Annotated in this window: 12 protein-coding genes; 8 read left to right on the forward strand and 4 right to left on the reverse strand. The window is 61.5% G+C overall.

Annotated features, from left to right (window positions below):
* Window positions 1-49 precede the first annotated feature (49 nt).
* The 5 genes from P2T68_RS03985 to P2T68_RS04005 all read left to right on the forward strand — a co-directional run bounded on the left by P2T68_RS03985 (window position 50) and on the right by P2T68_RS04005 (window position 6963).
* Window positions 50-658, forward strand: a complete 609-nt coding sequence (locus P2T68_RS03985) for a YqiA/YcfP family alpha/beta fold hydrolase (RefSeq protein WP_024073061.1) — start codon at window positions 50-52, stop codon at window positions 656-658.
* 54 nt (window positions 659-712) lie between these two features.
* The gene (gene parE, locus P2T68_RS03990) at window positions 713-2617 is read left to right on the forward strand and encodes a DNA topoisomerase IV subunit B (protein WP_024073062.1); all 1905 of its coding nucleotides are present in this window, start codon (window positions 713-715) and stop codon (window positions 2615-2617) included.
* Window positions 2617-3612 (forward strand): esterase-like activity of phytase family protein, encoded by a 996-nt coding sequence (locus P2T68_RS03995; protein ID WP_277379082.1) that lies wholly within the window; start codon window positions 2617-2619, stop codon window positions 3610-3612. The genes parE and P2T68_RS03995 overlap by 1 nt, the downstream gene beginning before the upstream one ends.
* Before the next feature lie 73 nt (window positions 3613-3685).
* The gene (gene parC / locus P2T68_RS04000; protein ID WP_024073064.1) at window positions 3686-5950 is read left to right on the forward strand and encodes a DNA topoisomerase IV subunit A; all 2265 of its coding nucleotides are present in this window, start codon (window positions 3686-3688) and stop codon (window positions 5948-5950) included.
* A gap of 305 nt (window positions 5951-6255) precedes the next feature.
* Window positions 6256-6963 carry an ABC-type transport auxiliary lipoprotein family protein gene (locus P2T68_RS04005; RefSeq protein WP_024073065.1) on the forward strand — a complete coding sequence of 236 codons (708 nt, stop codon included), beginning with the start codon at window positions 6256-6258 and terminating at the stop codon, window positions 6961-6963.
* Window positions 6964-7334: 371 nt separating this feature from the next.
* On the opposite strand, the gene P2T68_RS04010 is transcribed toward P2T68_RS04005, so the two are convergent.
* Complete coding sequence (locus P2T68_RS04010; protein ID WP_024073066.1) at window positions 7335-8849, reverse strand: AhpA/YtjB family protein; 1515 nt, start codon at window positions 8847-8849, stop codon at window positions 7335-7337.
* Window positions 8850-8982: 133 nt separating this feature from the next.
* Between P2T68_RS04010 and serB the strand changes: the two genes are divergently transcribed.
* The gene (gene serB / locus P2T68_RS04015; RefSeq protein WP_277379083.1) at window positions 8983-10197 is read left to right on the forward strand and encodes a phosphoserine phosphatase SerB; all 1215 of its coding nucleotides are present in this window, start codon (window positions 8983-8985) and stop codon (window positions 10195-10197) included.
* Window positions 10198-10338: 141 nt separating this feature from the next.
* On the opposite strand, the gene asd is transcribed toward serB, so the two are convergent.
* From asd to P2T68_RS04030, 3 genes are read right to left on the reverse strand one after another with little or no spacing between them, the layout of a single operon-like run.
* Window positions 10339-11199: an archaetidylserine decarboxylase gene (asd, locus tag P2T68_RS04020; protein ID WP_277379084.1), complete on the reverse strand. Its 861-nt coding sequence runs from the start codon at window positions 11197-11199 to the stop codon at window positions 10339-10341.
* Window positions 11200-11215: 16 nt separating this feature from the next.
* Complete coding sequence (locus P2T68_RS04025) at window positions 11216-12031, reverse strand: rhodanese-like domain-containing protein (protein ID WP_024073069.1); 816 nt, start codon at window positions 12029-12031, stop codon at window positions 11216-11218.
* A 57-nt stretch (window positions 12032-12088) separates the two neighbouring features.
* Window positions 12089-13624, reverse strand: coding sequence for an HDOD domain-containing protein (locus P2T68_RS04030; protein ID WP_069075147.1), 1536 nt, complete (start codon window positions 13622-13624; stop codon window positions 12089-12091).
* Between the two features lie 167 nt (window positions 13625-13791).
* Here P2T68_RS04030 and motA point away from each other — a divergent pair, with 167 nt between their 5' ends.
* Together motA and motB are read left to right on the forward strand one after the other, a co-directional pair.
* A complete protein-coding gene (motA, locus tag P2T68_RS04035) occupies window positions 13792-14643 on the forward strand; it encodes a flagellar motor stator protein MotA (protein ID WP_024073071.1) in 852 nt (283 codons plus the stop codon).
* A gap of 3 nt (window positions 14644-14646) precedes the next feature.
* The gene (gene motB, locus P2T68_RS04040) at window positions 14647-15669 is read left to right on the forward strand and encodes a flagellar motor protein MotB (RefSeq protein WP_277379085.1); all 1023 of its coding nucleotides are present in this window, start codon (window positions 14647-14649) and stop codon (window positions 15667-15669) included.
* Window positions 15670-15694 lie beyond the last annotated feature (25 nt).

Consider the following 15694-nt stretch of genomic DNA (forward strand, 5'->3'; position numbering starts at 1 on the left):
CCGATCCCTGTAAACTGCGCCTTTTTCGCGCAAGCACGGAGAGCCCGGCATGTCCGCTTCGATCCTGTATATCCACGGCTTCAACAGCGCGCCCGCGTCCAACAAGGCCTGCCAGTTGATCCGCGTGATGGACAACCTCGGCCTGGCCGGCCAACTGCGCGTGCCGGCCCTGCATCACCACCCCCGCCAGGCGATCCCGCAGTTGGAGGCGGCCATCCGCGAACTGGGGCGGCCACTGCTGGTCGGCAGCTCGCTCGGCGGCTACTATGCAACCCATCTTGCCGAACGCCATGGTCTCAAGGCGCTGCTGGTCAACCCGGCGGTCAGCCCTCATCGGATGTTCGACGGTTACCTGGGCACCCAGAAGAACCTCTATACCGATGAAACCTGGGAGCTGACCCACGACCACGTCACGGCGCTGGCCGAGCTTGAGGTCCCGGCGCCCCAGGATGCCGCGCGTTATCAAGTGTGGTTGCAGACCGGGGATGAAACCCTGGATTATCGCCTCGCCCAGCAGTATTACCGGGCGTGTGCCCTGCGCATCCAGGCCGGCGGCGACCATGGTTACCAGGGCTTTGCCCAGCAATTGCCGGCCTTGTTGAGCTTTGCCGGCATTGGCGCAGATCAGTATCAATCCTTCGATTTCGCGGCACTGTAATTGCTTTGGAAATCCCAGGTTACTTTTTAATCGAACGACTCACGACGAGACCCCATGGCCACTCCCAGCGCTAGCTCTTATAACGCCGACGCCATCGAAGTCCTCTCGGGCCTCGACCCGGTGCGCAAACGCCCCGGCATGTACACCGACACCAGTCGGCCGAACCACCTTGCCCAGGAAGTCATCGACAACAGCGTCGACGAAGCCTTGGCCGGGCACGCCAAGTCGGTGCATGTCATTCTCCACGCTGACCACTCCCTGGAAGTGTCCGACGACGGTCGTGGCATGCCGGTGGACATTCACCCGGAAGAGGGTGTGTCGGGCGTAGAACTGATCCTCACCAAGCTGCACGCCGGGGGTAAGTTCTCCAACAAGAACTACCAGTTCTCCGGTGGCTTGCACGGCGTGGGTATTTCCGTGGTCAACGCCTTGTCCACGTTGGTACGGGTCAAGGTCAAGCGCGACGGCAACGAGTACGAGATGACCTTCGCCGATGGCTACAAAGCCAGCGAATTGCAGGTGATTGGCACCGTTGGCAAGCGCAATACCGGCACCAGCGTGTACTTCGCGCCGGACCCGAAATACTTCGATTCGCCAAAATTCTCCATCAGCCGCCTCAAGCACGTGCTCAAGGCCAAGGCCGTGTTGTGCCCGGGCCTGCTGGTCACCTTTGAAGACAAGGGTACCGGCGAGAAAGTCGAGTGGCACTACGAAGACGGCCTGCGTTCCTACCTGGAAGATTCCGTCAGCGATTTCGAACGCCTGCCCAACGAGCCGTTCTGCGGCAGCCTGGCCGGTAATAAAGAAGCCGTCGACTGGGCGCTGCTGTGGTTGCCCGAGGGCGGTGACAGCGTGCAGGAAAGCTACGTCAACCTGATCCCAACCGCCCAGGGCGGCACCCACGTCAACGGTTTGCGCCAAGGCTTGCTGGATGCCATGCGCGAATTCTGCGAATACCGCAGCCTGTTGCCGCGCGGCGTGAAGCTGGCGCCGGAAGACGTGTGGGAGCGCATCGCGTTCGTGCTGTCGATGAAAATGCAGGAGCCGCAATTCTCCGGCCAGACCAAAGAGCGCCTGTCGTCCCGTGAAGCGGCAGCGTTTGTCTCCGGGGTGGTCAAGGATGCCTTCAGCCTGTGGCTCAACGAACACCCGGAATTGGGCCTGGCCCTGGCCGAGCTGGCAATCAACAATGCCGGCCGCCGCCTGAAAGCCAGCAAGAAAGTCGAGCGCAAGCGCATCACCCAAGGCCCGGCACTGCCCGGCAAGTTGGCTGATTGCGCCGGGCAGGACCCGATGCGCTCAGAGCTGTTCCTGGTGGAGGGTGACTCCGCCGGCGGTTCCGCCAAGCAAGCGCGGGATAAGGAATTCCAGGCGATCCTGCCGTTGCGCGGCAAGATCCTCAACACCTGGGAAGTCGATGGCAGTGAAGTCCTGGCCAGCCAGGAAGTACACAACATCGCCGTGGCCATTGGCGTCGATCCGGGCGCGGCGGACATGAGCCAACTGCGCTACGGCAAGATCTGCATCCTCGCCGACGCCGACTCCGACGGTCTGCACATCGCAACCCTGTTGTGCGCGTTGTTTGTGCAGCACTTCCGCCCGTTGGTGGATGCCGGTCACGTCTACGTCGCCATGCCGCCGCTGTACCGGATCGACCAGGGCAAGGAGATTTTCTATGCCCTGGACGAGGCCGAGCGCGATGGCATCCTCGACCGCCTGGTGGCCGAGAAGAAACGCGGCAAGCCACAGGTCACGCGATTCAAGGGCCTGGGTGAAATGAACCCGCCGCAACTGCGTGAAACCACCATGGACCCGAACACCCGGCGCCTGGTGCAGTTGACCCTGGAAGACTTCGACGCCACATCGGAAATGATGGACATGCTGCTGGCGAAGAAACGCGCGCCAGACCGCAAGTCCTGGCTGGAGTCCAAGGGCAACCTGGCCGAGGTGTTGGGCTGATGCGCACAGGTTTCGCCCTGGCGATCCTGATGTTGAGCGGGCTGGCGGCCACCCCGGTGGTGGCTGCGCCTGCGGCTGAGCTCAAGCTGGTGTCCGAACACCCGGTAGAGGGCATGCGCGGCGGTAACCTGTCAGGCCTGGCGTTGTGCGGTACGGCGCTGTGGACGGTTTCCGACCGCGACGACGACCAGATCTACCGCCTCGACATCAGCGCGCCGACCTGGCAGGCCGAAACCGTGAAGATTGACGTGCCGCCAGTGCCCGAGTCCGGCTTGCCCTGGGGCTTGCGCTCGCGCACCAAGGCCGCTTCGTTCATTCGCGGTGGCGACCTGGACTTCGAAGGCATCACCTGCGATGCCGCGGGCAACCGCTACATTGTCAGCGAAGCCCATGCGGCGGTGTTGCAAGTGCCGGTAGCCGGTGAGCCGCAATGGTTGAAAATCGCCCCCGGCATGGTGCGCGAAGCCCGCGCCAGTGGCATGTTGCTGCATTTCAATGCCCTGTTTGAAGGCTTGGCGGTCAACCCGGAAGGCAGCCAGATCTGGTTGGCTGCGGAGCGTGAACGGCGAGGCCTGATTTCCATCAAGCGGCCGCAAAGCCTTTGGGACTGTGACGGCCCCTGCGTGTTGTTGAGCGAGGCTGGCCAGGAAATGCAACCGGCCAAATTCCCCAACGCCAAGGCGGTGTCCAAGGATTTTGCCGACCTGGCGCTATTTGGCGGCAAGCTGTTTACTCTGGAGCGTAATGCGTTCCAGATTTGCCGGCGCGATGCGGTCACGGCCAAGGTCGAGCTGTGCTGGTCATTTGCCGACGAGACTCTGACGCCCGAGCGCCGCTATGCCCAGCCCTACGGCCTGGCCGAAGCCCTGGTGGTGGATACGGACGGTGCGTGGATTGGTATCGACAATAATTTCGGCCCGCGTGCCGATGGTGAAAAACGCCCCGTGGTCTATCGTTTCGCCGCCCCTGCCGGCGGTTGGAGCGCCAAGCCATGAGCCCCCGCTTTTTTGAATTGACCCGGCGCTGCGGCATTTCCGCTGCGCCTTACCAAATATTGATGAGGCCCGCATGAGTGACATCCTCGCAGACAGCTTAGATGGCGTAGAACGCCGGTCGCTGGCTGACTTCACCGAAAATGCCTACCTCAACTACTCCATGTACGTGATCATGGACCGTGCCTTGCCGCATATCGGCGACGGCCTGAAGCCTGTACAGCGGCGCATCATCTACGCCATGAGTGAGTTGGGCCTGGATGCCGATTCCAAGCACAAGAAGTCGGCGCGTACGGTCGGTGACGTGCTCGGTAAGTTCCACCCCCACGGCGACTCGGCATGTTACGAAGCCATGGTGCTGATGGCCCAGCCGTTCAGCTACCGCTACACATTGGTGGACGGCCAGGGTAACTGGGGCGCACCGGATGACCCCAAGTCCTTCGCCGCTATGCGTTACACCGAGGCACGCCTGTCGCGTTATTCGGAAGTGCTGCTCAGCGAGCTGGGCCAGGGCACCGCGAATTGGGGCCCGAACTTTGACGGCACCCTCGACGAACCCCTGGTGTTGCCGGCGCGTTTGCCCAATATCCTGCTCAATGGCACCACGGGTATTGCCGTGGGCATGGCCACGGACGTACCGCCGCATAACCTGCGCGAGGTCGCGACCGCCTGCGTGCGCCTGCTGGATGAACCCAAGGCCACGGTCGAGCAGCTCTGTGAGCATATCCAGGGGCCGGATTACCCCACCGAAGCAGAAATCATCACGCCGCGCGCCGACCTGCTGAAGATGTACGAGACCGGCAAGGGCTCGGTGCGCATGCGTGCGGTGTACCACATCGAGGACGGCGACATTATCGTCACCGCGCTGCCGCACCAGGTGTCCGGTGCCAAGGTGCTGGAGCAGATCGCGGCGCTGATGCAGGCCAAACCATCGAAACTGCCGCAGGTTGCCGACCTGCGCGACGAGTCCGACCACGAAAACCCGTGCCGAATCGTGATCATCCCGACCAATAGCCGGGTCGACCACGAAGTGCTGATGCAGCATTTGTTTGCCAGCACCGACCTGGAGTCCAGCTACCGGGTCAACATCAACATCATCGGCCTGGACGGCAAGCCGCAGCTGAAAAACCTGCGCAACCTGCTGGTGGAGTGGCTGGAGTTCCGGGTGCAGACCGTGCGTCGCCGCCTGCAATTCCGCCTCGACAAGGTTGAGCGCCGCCTGCACCTGTTGGACGGCTTGCTGATTGCCTACCTCAACCTGGATGAAGTGATCCACATCATCCGTACCGCCGAGCACCCGAAAGCCGAACTGATCGCGCGTTTCGAGCTGAGTGAGATCCAGGCCGACTACATCCTCGACACCCGTTTGCGTCAGTTGGCGCGACTGGAAGAAATGAAGCTGCGCGACGAACAGGATGCGTTGCTCAAGGAGCAGGCCAAGCTGCAAGCGCTGCTGGGCAGCGAAGCCAAGTTGAAGAAATTGGTGCGTAGCGAACTGATCAAAGACGCCGAAACCTACGGCGACGACCGTCGTTCGCCGATCGTCGAGCGCGCCGAAGCCAAGGCCCTGACAGAAACCGAGTTGCTCCCAAACGAGAAAATTACCGTCGTTCTGTCGGAAAAGGGTTGGGTTCGTTCCGCCAAGGGGCATGATATTGACGCCACTGGTTTGTCGTACAAGGCCGGTGATGGCTTCAAGACTGCCGCCGCCGGGCGTTCCAACCAGTTTGCGGTGTTTATCGACTCCACCGGGCGCAGTTATTCAGTGCCGGCCCATACCTTGCCGTCCGCACGGGGGCAGGGCGAGCCGCTGACCGGGCGTCTGACGCCGCCACCGGGGGCGAATTTCGAGTGCGTGCTGCTGCCGGACGACGATTCGTTGTATGTCATCGCTTCCGACGCGGGGTACGGGTTCGTGGTCAAGGGTGAAGACCTGCAGGCCAAGAACAAGGCGGGCAAGGCGCTGTTGAGCCTGCCGAACAACGCCAAGGTGATCCTGCCGCGGCCGGTGGACGATCGCGAGAGCAATTGGCTGGCGTCGGTCACCACCGAGGGGCGCTTGCTGGTCTTCAAGATCAGCGATTTGCCACAGTTGGGCAAAGGCAAGGGCAACAAGATCATTGGTATTCCAGGGGAGCGGGTCGCCAGTCGTGAAGAGTATGTGACCGACATCGCGGTGATCCCTGAAGGCTCTACCCTGGTGCTGCAAGCGGGTAAACGCACATTGTCGCTGCGTCCTGACGACCTTGAGCATTACAAGGGCGAACGTGGACGGCGTGGTAACAAACTGCCGCGGGGCTTCCAGCGTGTGGATGCCTTGCTGGTGGAAACGCCTGTTTAAGGCGGCAAGGAGGGCTCGGCGGGGTTCGCCTTGAAGCAGGCCTTGGAAAGGCAAAAACCATTCCCAGCGGCCTGCGCCTTGCCTGACCCGCTTTAAGGTGACAACGCAGTGGGGAAACTCACTGAGAACGCCCTCTGGAGCCGTTGATCTACGATTTAACGCGTAGATCGACGCTTTGGCGCTGGAGTCATGGCGCATATTCACGGATGATATGGCCTTTCCAGCGCCGGCGTGGCCGAGCGTGTTTAGGTTATTTTTAAGTATTACATTGTGGTTCGCCTTGTGGCAGCCACCTGGATGGGATGATGACTGCTCCACGCCTTCCTTTTATTTTGATGCTCGCTGGCCTTCTGGGGCTGGCGGGTTGCAGCACACACCAGCCTGTGTCGCTGTATCAGCTGGACAGCGGAAGTCCGGCCCAGCCCGCACAAACTGCGGGTATGGCAGTTTTACTGGGCCCGGTAGTCGTCGCTGACTACCTGCAACGTGAAACCCTGCTACAGCGTCAGAACGACGGCAGCCTGCAAGGTTCCGTTGATGGTCGTTGGGCCGGCAGCCTATCGTCCGACATCAACCAGCTGATGCTGCGCCAGGTGGCGGGTCAACTGGACAGCCAGCGTGTGGTCCTTGCGCCTGCACCCACTGGCTTTACCCCGGATGTTCAGGTGTTGCTGACCATTACCCGGCTTGATTCCGGTAAATCGCAACCGGCGATTCTCGATGCGCAATGGCGCTTGATCGACCGTCGTGGCCAGGTGCGCGATAACCGAATCGTGCACCTGCAGGAAGAACACACCGGCACCACCGCGTCCCAGGTCCAGGCCCAGGGCGTATTGTTGCAACACCTGGCGCAGCAGTTGTCGGTGGCCCTCAAGCCATTGGCCAACCAGCCGCCAATCGCCGAGGCACCGCGTAAGCAGGCTCCGGTACAGGCCAAGCCCGCAGAGCCGCAGAAACCGAAGATGCCGATGGCGACACCGATTCGCACGGATATGGAAGTGTTCAGGTTCTGATCTGAATCGCAGACAAACAAAAAGGCCCGCTGACTCAGCGGGCCTTTTTGTTTGTGGTGAGATAAGTCACGGCGCAGATCAAGTGTGGGAGGGGGCTTGCTCCCGATAACGGTGGTTCAGTCAATGATGTGCTGACTGATGCTCCGCAATCGGGGGCAAGCCCTAATGCCGTTCAGTTAAGCGTACATCGCCTTTTGTAGGAGCGAGGGGGACGCCTAATTCTTGCTCGCGAAAAACGTCAACGATAACGCGTGTCTCCTGAATGAACGCGGCGCCTGTGAGTTTTTCGCGAGCAAGCTCGCTCCTACAAAAAAGCCTTAACTGAACGGCATTAGGGCAAGCCCCCTCTCACATGAGTCCGGCGGTGTTCTTCAGGGCTTTGTACGGGTCTCATGCATCCGCGCCAACTGCCGTTCCAGCATCGATGGATACGGCTCCATCAAGCGCTCCACACAACTGGCGCCTTCTGGGCTGGCAATGGGGCGAATACGCGCGCGTTGGCGAATCAGCGTGTCTTCGCTGATCTTGCGCTCCACCAGCAGGAGATTGCGGCTGTGTTGGGACAGGGCCAGCGCATCCTGGGCGATCTCGGTCAGCAGCAGGTCGATCTGGCTCATGCCAAACAGGTCGTCACCCACCGTCAGGCCCAGTTGCAGTTGCAAGGTGATGCCGCTGTCGGCCACTTCGATCTGCAATTCATGGCCCAGGGCACGCAGCAGCTCGCCGCAGCAGATGGCGTTGGTCAGGTAGTCTTCGCCGCTGTCTTCGCTGTGGAACAGCATCAACGTGCTGCCGTCGTTCAGGGTGTGCAGCTCGCTTTGATAGAGCGAGGCGGCCTGGTCGAGGCAATCGCGGTAGCGTTCCAGTAATTCGGTCAGGCGGGCGCGGGGCAGGCGGCGCAGTTGGTCCTGGGCGCCCAATTGCACGGCCAGTACGGCGCTGTGCTGGGGCTCGGCGTTCTTCGCTGGCACGGGCTTGGGCGCAACGGCGGTGCTGGCCGAGGTGTCGCGCAGGTCGGCGAATGGGTCTTCGTCGTCCAGCTCGTCTTCTTCGGCCCGGATCACATGGCGTGGCGCTGGTTTCAGGCCGGCTACCGGAGGGCGCTCGTCAAAGCCCGGGTCGCGCAGGTCGTGTACTTCGAACTCGGGTTCGTCGTCGAACTCGGGCTCGGGTTCAATCTCGCGTACCACCGGTTCCGGAGCGAAGCTGGCATGAAGTTGGCGCGCAAGGTCGCCGATTTCGTCCTGGCGATCGGTGGCCGGGGTATGTTCGTCGATATCCCGCAGCCAGATGCGCAGTTGCATCAGTGGCGTCGAGATATGCCGCCCCAGGCGCAGGCTCAAGGCCAGGGCCAGGGCCAGCAGGATCGCGCTGAGGATGCCCATGCTTTGCAGGCTGATGGTCATCGGCTGCTGGAATTGCTGCATGTCCAGGCTGATGCGCAATTGACCCGCCTTCACATCCTGGAACGTGATATTGCTCTGGTACAAGCCTTCGGCTTCGCCCAGCAGGCCGTTTTTCGGGCGTTGCCCGGCTTCGGCCATGATGCGGTTGTCCACGCTGTAGATGGCGGCGTGGGCGACCAACGGGTTCTTGGTCAGGTTGTTGAGCAGCACGTTGAGGCTGAGGATGTCGTTGGACACCAGCAGCTCGGTCGCCGAGGTGGCGGTCTGGGTGGTCAGGCTTTCGCCCAACGCATCGGCTTGCTCATGCATGGCCTGTTTGAACTGCAAACCCATCACGCAGGCGTAGATCACCAGGGCCAGGGCGACCAGGATCACGTTATGGCTGGCGATGCGTAATGCGATCGGTACACGGCGGTGGCGCAGTGCCCGGAAGATCAGCAGGAAGAAGTTGTCGGTTTTTACTGGCGTGGGCCGGTTCACTTGAGCTCGGCTCTTAGTCCGTGAAGTTGACGCGCAGTATAGCGACAGGCCCAAGACCGGCAAAGCGCTGGCTGTGCCCGGTGGTCACTGAAAGTGGGTAGAATGCGGTTTTTTTCCAGCCTGGGGGTAAGCTTTGCGCGAAATTGTCCTGATCAACATCACCGGCGAAGACCGACCGGGTCTCACCGCGGCCATTACCGGCGTTCTGGCCCAGGGTGGTGTAAACATTCTCGACATCGGCCAGGCGGTGATCCACGACACCCTGTCGTTCGGCATCCTGGTGGAAATCCCGAGCACCGAGCAGGCGTCTTCCGTGCTCAAGGACATTCTGTTTACGGCATACAAGCTGGATCAACAGGTACGGTTCACCCCGGTGTCCGAAGAGGATTACCAGCACTGGGTGGCCGGCCAGGGCAAGAAACGCCATATCGTCACCTTGTTGACCCGCAAAGTGACCGCCGAGCAGTTGCAGCGCGTCAGCTCGATCACCGCGCAGTTTGGGTTGAACATCGACCATATCGACCGTCTGTCAGGTCGTATGCCACTGGACACCCCGGCCGACAAGGGCAAGGGCTGCATCGAGTTTTCCGTGCGCGGCGAACCGGCAGACCCGCAGGCCCTGCGCGCTGAATTCCTCAGCGTGGCCCAGGAGCTGAACGTCGATATCGCCTTCCAGGAGGACTCGCTGTTCCGCCGCAACCGCCGCCTGGCGGTGTTCGACATGGACTCGACGCTGATCGAAGCCGAAGTCATCGACGAACTGGCCAAGGCAGCCGGTGTGGGTGAGCAAGTTTCTGAAATCACCGAACGCGCGATGGCCGGTGAGCTGGACTTCCGCGCCAGCTTCAAGGAGCGCCTGGCGTTGCTCAAGGGGCTGGATGTGAGCGTGCTGGACTCCATCGGCGCTTCCCTGCGCCTGACCGAAGGTGCCGAAACCCTGTTCGCCGAGCTCAAGCGCCTGGGTTACAAGACCGCGATCCTGTCCGGTGGCTTTACCTACTTCGCCAAGCAATTGCAGGCCAAGTTGGGCATCGACTATGTGTTCGCCAACGAACTGGAAGTGGTCGACGGCAAGGTGACTGGCGTGGCGGTGGAGCCGATTGTCGACGCACAGCGCAAGGCCGACCTGCTGAAGGAGCTGGCCCACAAGGAAGGTTTGCGTCTGGAGCAGACCATTGCGGTGGGCGACGGTGCGAATGACCTGCCGATGCTGGCAATTGCCGGTTTGGGTGTGGCGTTCCGTGCCAAACCTTTGGTCAAGCAATCGGCCAGGCAGGCGATTTCGACCTTGGGGCTGGATGGTGTGCTGTATCTGCTGGGCTTTCGCGACCGCGACGGTCAGCTCTAATCCGAAGTCACTGTAGGAATACAGTCAACATGTGGGAGGGGGCTTGCCCCCGATGACGGTGGAACAGCCAATATACCTGTGGCTGGACTACCGCTATCGGGGGCAAGCCCCCTTCCACATTGGATCTCTGCTGGTTTTGAATCAGGCTTTCGGCAGTGCGATGCCCTGGCCCATCTGCACCGGCGAACCGGCCACCAGTTCTTCAGCCCACTTCACCTGGTCCGGTCCGAACAGCACGATCGCGGTGGAGCCCAACTTGAAGCGACCCAGCTCCGCACCCTTCTCCAGGTGAATCGGCGCGCGTGCCGATTCGTCATAGCGGAAGGTTTTCAGCTCGCGCTTGGGCGGCGTGACCAGCCCGGCCCACACGGTTTCAATCGAGGCGACGATCATCGCGCCGACCAACACCACGGCCATCGGGCCGCGTTCGGTGTCAAACAGGCAGACCACACGCTCGTTACGGGCAAACAGTTCCGGCACGTTTTCGGCGGTGGTCTGGTTGACCGAGAAAATCCGCCCAGGCACGTAGACCATTTCGCGCAGGGTACCGGCCAGCGGCATATGCACGCGGTGGTAGTCCTTCGGCGACAGGTAGATGGTGGCAAAATCGCCGCCCATGAAAGGCGCTGCCACGGCAGCATCGCCGCCCAGCAACTCCAGCACGCTGAAGCTGTGGCCCTTGGCCTGGAATATACGGCCATGCTCGATCGGGCCGAGCTGGCTGACCGCACCATCAGCCGGGCTCAGTACGGCGCCAGGGGTCGGGTCCAGTGGGCGCGCGCCGTCTTTCAAGGCGCGGGTGAAGAAGGCGTTGAAGTGCTCGTAGGCGGTCACGTCTTCCACCAGGGCTTGGGACATGTCCACTTGATAGCGCTTGGCAAACCACGTGGTGAAGGCATTCTTGAACCAGCGTACGCGGCACTCGGCAATGCAGCCGGCCAGCCGCGACAGCAGGTGATGCGGCAGCAAGTACTGGCTGAGGATAAACAACTGCTTTTTCATTAACTGTCCTTAAACCTTAAATCTCAACGGGGGTGTCGGGGTGGTTGCCCCATTCGCCCCAGGAACCGGCATAACCTTTGACTCGCGGATAACCGAGCGCCTTGGCCACCAGGTAGGTGAAGCCAGAGCGGTGGTGAGTCTGGCAGTGGGTGATGATTTCTTTATCGGGGGTCAGCCCGAGGCTTTCGAGGATCTGCGGCATGTCGCGGCGGATGCGCAGGTTGCGTGCCTTGTCCATGCCGGCGGTCCATTCGAAGTTCACAGCGCCGGGGATGTGGCCCCCCTTGGCGGCGAGGACTTTCTCGCCGGAATACTCCAGCGGGCCGCGTGCGTCCCAGATACCCAGGTCCGCCGCGCCGAGGCGGCTTTGCAGGTATTCGCGGGTTGCGGTGGGGCCCTCGTGCAGCGTGAGGCTGACGGGGCCACCGACGGGGGCGGGTACGTCGGTGGACACTGGGTGCTGCTCAGCCAGCCAGGCCAGCAGGCCGCCATCGAGGTAGTGGTATTTCTGATGGCCGATCACGTCGAGCATCCAGATAAAACGGCCAGCCCAGCCACCGCCTTCGTCGTCGTAGACCACGTAGGTTGCGTCCGGGGTGTGGCCCAGTTCGCCGAACAGTTTTTCCAGGTCGGCTTTGTTGGGCAGCAGGCCGGGTGCCGGCGGCTGGCCCAGTTGGGTGCGCTTGGGGTCAACGAAATGCGCGCCGGGGATATGCCCTTCGGCGTAGCGGGCGGCACTGGTGAGATCCACCAGAATCAGGTGTTCGGCATCAAGGCGACCGAGCAGGTCGCTGGATTCGATCACCAGCGGCAAGCCAGAGAAGTCAGGCATGTGAGGTCTCCTGGGCACAAATGTTGGCGATAAAGGACCGCGATTGTAGCGCAAGCATCAGGCGCTGCGGTTGGTAAAGCTGTGCAGGGCTTTCTCGATGCACTGGGCGGTTTTGCCGAAGGCCTGCACGGTGGTTTCCGAAAATGGCCCGCCGCCCTGGTCGGCCACCATCAACATCACCACGCGGCCATTGCAGCTCAGCGAACGCAGCAACAGGTGTTCCCCGGTGAACAGGCGACGCAGGATCGGCGGCAACAGGGCCGAGAACTGTGCGTGGTTGTCGGGCGTCAGGCGCACCTGGGCGGATTTTTCCAGCATGCGTTGCAGCAGCGTGCTGTGGACCACATCCAGGCTCAGGTTCGCGGCGTCCTTCGGCAGGCCATCGGCCTGATGCACGCGCAAGGTGCTCAGGGCGCGATCCGCCATAAACAGCAACACTCGTTGCATGCCACTGGCGACCAGCGCTTCCTTGGCGCACGTGGTCAAGTGCATGGCATTGGCAAAGCGGCTCGGCTCCACCAGCAACTCCGTGCAACGCTTGCGCCAGATGGCCAGGGACTCTGCGGTAGGTGGCGGCGCGGGCAGCAGGCCGCGATGGATCTTCTGCACATTCCATGGCCAGATCAGCGACAGCGCCGGGTGCCAAAGGTCGGGCATCAGCGTCGTACGGGCGCTGGTGACGGCTTGCTGGTGGGACTGTTGCTGTACTTCGCTCAATGGCTGTTGCAGGTACAGGGCCGTGAGGTACTGCCAGCGTTTGGTGTGCGGGCAGGTCCATGACTCTTGCGCCGACATCGCCAGACCGTTGGCCAGCAGCACGGTATTGGCGGGTTGGTTCAACCAGCGGCGCAGGCTGGGGTCGGCATCGAGCAATTGCTGATGGCGCAGCGGGTCATCTTCCCGGGCGATGTGCAATGCCTTGACCAGCAGGCGTTGTTCCTTCAGCAGCAGGTTATAACCCTGGGACACCCAGATGGGCAGGTGCCAGGTTTCAGTCAGGCCGAGGCACAGGTCCAGCAGGCGGACGCCAAATAACTCCTGTTCGACCTGACGTGCCGACTGGCCTTTGTGGATAACTCGCAGTTCCCACTCTTCCAGGAGCTTGGGGTAGGCAACCGCCATCGGCCACAGCGGCGATAGAAACAGCAAGCTGCCCCAGTGAATGTCTTGCCACAGCCGCGCCAGGCGGCTGGCGAACAGGCCGTTGGCCTGCTGGGAAGCGTGTTGGCTCACCAGCAGCAGTTGGCGCAAGGCGACGGGAATCTCATTGGCAGGCACTGAAGGCAGGCGCGCGAGCAACTCTTCGGCGCGTTTGAGGCCGAGGCGGTTGAGCGCCACTTCGAGGTTTTCCGCCGGTTCCGCCAGGCTGCCATGGGTGTGGCTGTTGGCTTCGCGCATCACGCTGAGCACCAGCGCGGGGCTGTCTTGCATCAGTTCGGCAATATCTCGCAACGAACTGCGGCTGTCGCGGATGGCTTTGCACACGCGCTCGTGGTTCGCCTGGGGAACGGGCAGTCGCACTTCGTCCAGACGCTTGATCCAAGCAGCGAGGGTGGTGGGTTTTACAGTGGGTACGGTCGTTTCATTAGCCATGATTGGGGCGCGATCATCACTTGCGGTCAACACGCCCAGAGCGGGCCGAACTGGCTTTTCGCCTTAACGGCCTATAGTCTGGCGCAGTTTTGCCGATAAGTAGAACAAGAGTTTTGCAGTTCCTCCAAATATGTCCATGAACCTCACGGCGCAAGTACACATCCCCTATGGCTAAAATAATCGGCATCATCGTCGTCATCGCAAGCGTGCTCGGTGGGTACGTCCTGTCCCACGGTAAGATCGCTGCGTTGATCCAGCCCTTTGAAGTGCTGATTATTGGTGGTGCGGCGTTCGGCGCATTCTTGCAGGCCAACCCCGGCTACATGACCATGCATGTGATCAAGAAGTCGCTGGGCATGTTCAGCTCGCGCTTTTCCCACACCTTCTACCTGGAAGTGCTGGGGCTGATCTACGAGATCCTCAACAAGAGCCGCCGTGAAGGCATGATGGCCATCGAAGGCGACATCGAAGATGCCGCGGCCAGCCCGATTTTCGCCAAGTACCCGGCCGTGCTCAAAGATGAGCGCATGACCGCGTATATCTGTGACTACCTGCGCATCATGTCCTCGGGCAACATGGCGCCCCATGAGCTGGAAGGCCTGTTCGACATGGAGCTGTTCAGCCTCAAGGAAGAGCTGGAGCATCCTTCCCACGCGGTGACCGGTGTTGCCGACGGTATGCCTGGTTTCGGTATCGTCGCGGCGGTACTGGGTATCGTGGTGACCATGGCGTCCCTCGGCGAGGGCGACCAGAAAGCTATCGGTATGCACGTAGGTGCGGCCCTCGTGGGTACCTTCTTCGGTATTCTTGCGGCCTATGGTTTCTTCGGCCCGCTCGCCACCTCCCTGGCCCACGATGCCAAGGAAGAAATCAATCTGTATGAAGCGATCAAGGCCAGCCTGGTCGCTTCGGCATCGGGCATGCCGCCTTCGCTGGCGGTGGAATTCGGTCGCAAGGTGCTGTACCCGAAACATCGCCCGAGTTTTGCCGAGTTGGAACAAGCGGTTCGCGGTCGCTAAGCCATGGAAAACAACCAGCCGATAATCATCAAGCGCGTCAAGCGCTTCGCCGCGGGGCACCATGGTGGCGCCTGGAAAATCGCCTTCGCCGACTTCGCGACGGCGATGATGGCGTTCTTCCTGGTGCTGTGGCTGATGTCCACGGCCACGCCCGAGCAGAAGATCGCCATCGCCGGTTACTTCAAGGACCCTATTGGCTTCTCGGAAAGTGGTACCCCCTTTGTAATCGACCTTGGCGGTTCGCCGCAGTTGGCGCCTGAGCGCACCATCAACCCGGAGGTCAAGACCGAGGCGCCCCAGGAAAAAATTCCGATCGAGCGCGATACCGTCGAGAGCATGGCTGAGCAGGTCGAGCAGGAACGCCTTGAATTGCTGCTGCAGGAATTGCAGACCAAGGTCGAGGAAAACCCTCAACTGCTGAAGTTCAAGGATCAGATTTCCTTCGAGATTACCCCGGAAGGCTTGCGTATCCAGATCACTGACGCCGCGAACCGGCCGATGTTCGACTCCGGCAGCGCGCGCTTGAAGCCGTATTTCGAAGATATCCTGCTGGCCATGGCCGACACCATCAAGGCCGTGCCGAACAAGATCAGTATCAGCGGCCACACCGATGCCAAGCCGTATGCGGGGCAGGGCGACTTCGGCAACTGGGAGCTTTCGGCCAACCGTGCCAACGCTGCTCGCCGTGCACTGGTGGCCGGCAGCTACCCGGACGCGCAAGTGGCACGAGTGGTCGGCTTTGCCTCTTCCCAATTGTTTGATCCGAAAGACCCGTTCAACCCGATCAACCGTCGCATCGATATCGTTGTGCTGACTAAAAAGGCCCAGCGAGCGATTGAAGGCGATCAGCCACCGCCACCGCCGCCGCCGACATCCGGCGCAGGCGCGCCAGGTGAAACCCCGGCCGATCCGAATGCGATTGCGCCGGGGCAGGAGCCATTGCCGGCGCATGAGCTGCGGCAGAAGCTGAACCTGTTTGATGACGGCGGGGTGAAGGATCCTACGGTGCCTGCGACGGGCTCGTAGCCACACCGGATATTTGTGGTGAACG

This window comes from Pseudomonas sp. G11 (assembly GCF_029457515.1).
In the GTDB taxonomy this organism is placed as follows: Bacteria; Pseudomonadota; Gammaproteobacteria; order Pseudomonadales; family Pseudomonadaceae; genus Aquipseudomonas; species Aquipseudomonas gorinensis.